Below are 2,915 nucleotides of genomic sequence, written 5' to 3'. Positions count from 1 at the left end.
GCGGTGGGCGTGGACTGGTCCCCGTCCACACTCGGTGCCGCCGCCATCACCGCCGACAGCCCGGAGGGTCTGGTGTCGGATTACCGGGGTTTCACGTACGACGACCGCGGCCTCGGGATCAAGCTGGCCCGCCTGCAGGCCGAAGGGCAGCTGCTGCACCGCAAAGCTGCCCGCTTGACGCAGCTCGCCGCTGCCGCCCCACTGGAGGTCCGAGCACAACTGGAGGCGAAGATCGCCGTCCTCGACGCCCACCGCGAGGCGGTGGGTGCCAAGCGGGGGAAGATCAACCGGGAACTGGCGTTTCACTTCGGCCGTCAGGTCACCGACTTCGCTGCCGCAGCGGGGGCGACGGTGATTGCGGTGGAAGACCTCACCACCCTCGAAACCCGCGGGCACGGGCGCGTCAACAACAATCGGGCCGCGCAATCCGCCCGCCGCCAAGCCGTCGACGCGCTCACCCACACCGCCGCCGGTGTCGGCATCACGGTGATCTCGGTGCCCGCTCGAGGGTCCTCGGCGTTGTGTCCGGGCTGCAACGAACCACTGGCTCGCCCCGGCGGTTACCACCGGGCCTGGTGTGCGCAGTGCAAAGTCGGCGGACATCGTGACCATGTGGCGGGCGTGAACCTGGCCAAGCGGGCAGTGCTGGGACGCGGACAAGCCGTTCGGAAGCGCGGGGAGAATCCGCGGATCCGGGTGATCGAGCATGCGCCGGTGCGCCGATGCCGCGACAAAATGTGTCCCACTCCGAGCCGGCCGCGGCATCGCCGTGTCCGTCGCAGTGCTCCCGCCGCGACACCCCGGGTGGGGGTGAACCAGACAAAGATCGTTCCTGCGCCACAAGCGTCGGTGTGGGACACGGTACAACCCGCAACACCGCAGGGTGTTACGGGTAGCCGTGAAGTACATCCATCTCCAACGCCAGCCACGTCAGTGGTAGGAAGTATGAGATCTATGTAGACGCTCGATAACGAGCAACCGTCGCGGACGATGATGACGAAGGATCCATTGGTGCGGAGCAGCAAGCCAAGACGTGGACCGGGGCTGGTGGGCCTCGTGGCGATCGCAGCCCTTGCGATGACCGCGTGCCACGACGGGCCGGGCACTCATTCAATCGACGAGGAGGAGGCCCCGGATGCGTTGAACAGCCGCGGAGTGGAGATCCCATCCACGTTCAGATTCGGTCAGATGTACGAATCCCAGGTCTTTTCGGGTGCAAACTCATACCTGGGTCGCTACGACGGTCCCCAAACTGCGTTCGCGAACTCGATCCAGCTATCCGCTGCCAACTCCACATTTTCACCCCTACAACCAATCCCGTGCACCGATCCGGCGGTCGCCGGGCCGGAGTGGGGAATTCTGGGCTTCTCTTGCACCCAGGAGATGCAACTACTCGTTAGCGTGAACCCGGCGAACAGCGAGTTCCCCACCGACAAAGTCACCCTGCTCCTGATCAGCGACGGCACCCGCGCCCACCTTTTCGTCAACGCCGCTGGACACTGACTGCGCATCGGATCGGTGACACCGCCGAACCCACGATGTAGGTGCCAGTCAGGACCTTTCGGGTTCCCGAGGTGGATGCGCTCGAGGGCGGATGCCCCGTGTGTCGTCGTCGAAATCCGTACGGGCGCAAATCGACCACTACTCGGGTCTTGCCCAGCACGGCCCGTCCCGCGCGCCAGTGACCCACCTGGTGCGCTGAGCCGGGCGCGGATGTGTCCACGACGCGGTGAGCAAGGATCGGTGGTCAGAGGTGACCGAGATCGCCCCTGCGAGACTGCCAGAGTGCCGAAATTGCGTGGTGGGCAGTCTCGACGTCACCGGATCGAGTCTCAGCTCCCTCGAAACCCGTTCGGTCTGCAGCGGTGTCGTCTGCCGATGGCCACACGTGAGCAGGTGCGCTCTACTGAGTGCGCCAGGTCGGCCGGGGATGCTGCCGGAGCCGGCCGTCGGCCCGCCCCAGGGCGGCCGCCGGGACGGTGAAGGCCGGGTCGAAGAACAGGAAGCTCAGCAGGTCCGCCGGGCGGGTCGCCTTACCACCGAAGAGCCGTGCCAGCAGGGTCAGTTGCGGGTTCCCGCAGGCGCCGCAGTCCACGGGAACCGGTGGCGGAGGATCTCCTCGGCGAGGACGGCGAGCGAGTTCGCCCGTTCCAGCGGCGGACCAGCGAATTCGACGTCGACATTGAATCCGTTGCCACCGCCGCTGCAATGCCTCGATTGCGTGCGGCGATGTGGTCATCAGGTCGCAAGCTCACGAGGACGAGCGAACACATCCACCAGCGCACCATTGCGCCACACCGTGATCTCGATCTGCCGGTCGATCGCATCCTCGACCATCAACCGCTGAACGGCGGTCGTCGTCACGATCGGTTTGCCGTCGAGTTCGACCATGATGTCCCCACGTCGCAACCCCGCCTCGGCGGCCGGGCTGCCCGAGGAGACACCGGCCACCTGCAACCCCGTCTTCGACCCGATCCGCCCCTGCAGCTTCGGAGGCAGCGGTACCTGCATGCCCGCGATCCCCAACCAGGCCCGACGCACCCGCCCAGCCGATACCAACGCGGCGATGATCTGCCTCGTCGTCGAGTTGATCGGCACCGCCAGACCGACCCCCATCCCGGCGACAGCAGTATTCACCCCAACCAGCCGGCCCGCACTGTCGGCCAACGCGCCACCGCTGTTCCCCGGATTCAGCGCCGCATCGGTCTGGATCACCTCATCGATCACCCGCCCCGACTCCACCGGCAACGACCGGCCCAACCCGGACACGATGCCCGCCGTCACACTGCCTGCCAGACCCAGCGGGTTCCCCAACGCGACCACTAACGCCGATTTTCACTCAGCGAATCGACCCGCATTTTGTGTCTGTTCACGCGAACTCGTAGCGCACGGTGCGGCCACCGAGCCAGGGGACG

General features: G+C 66.4%; 2 protein-coding genes and 1 pseudogene. 1 reads left to right on the top strand and 2 read right to left on the bottom strand.

Features of this window, described 5'->3' with window-relative positions:
* A partial coding sequence (locus tag ACFWAY_RS53360; protein WP_378516482.1) for a zinc ribbon domain-containing protein occupies positions 1-960 on the top strand: 960 nt, incomplete at its 5' end.
* A gap of 943 nt (positions 961-1,903) precedes the next feature.
* Here ACFWAY_RS53360 and ACFWAY_RS53355 read toward each other — a convergent pair.
* Together ACFWAY_RS53355 and ACFWAY_RS53350 are read right to left on the bottom strand one after the other, a co-directional pair.
* Complete coding sequence (locus ACFWAY_RS53355; RefSeq protein ID WP_378516481.1) at positions 1,904-2,095, bottom strand: hypothetical protein; 192 nt, start codon at positions 2,093-2,095, stop codon at positions 1,904-1,906.
* 143 nt (positions 2,096-2,238) lie between these two features.
* Positions 2,239-2,826, bottom strand: a pseudogene (locus ACFWAY_RS53350) (S1C family serine protease); the annotation flags it as partial.
* Between the last annotated feature and the right edge of the window lie 89 nt (positions 2,827-2,915).

The organism is Rhodococcus sp. NPDC059968 (genome assembly GCF_042738615.1).
GTDB lineage: Bacteria > Actinomycetota > Actinomycetes > Mycobacteriales > Mycobacteriaceae > Rhodococcus_F.
Note: the sequence above shows the minus strand (reverse complement) of the source record. Positions and strands in the feature narration are given on the sequence as shown.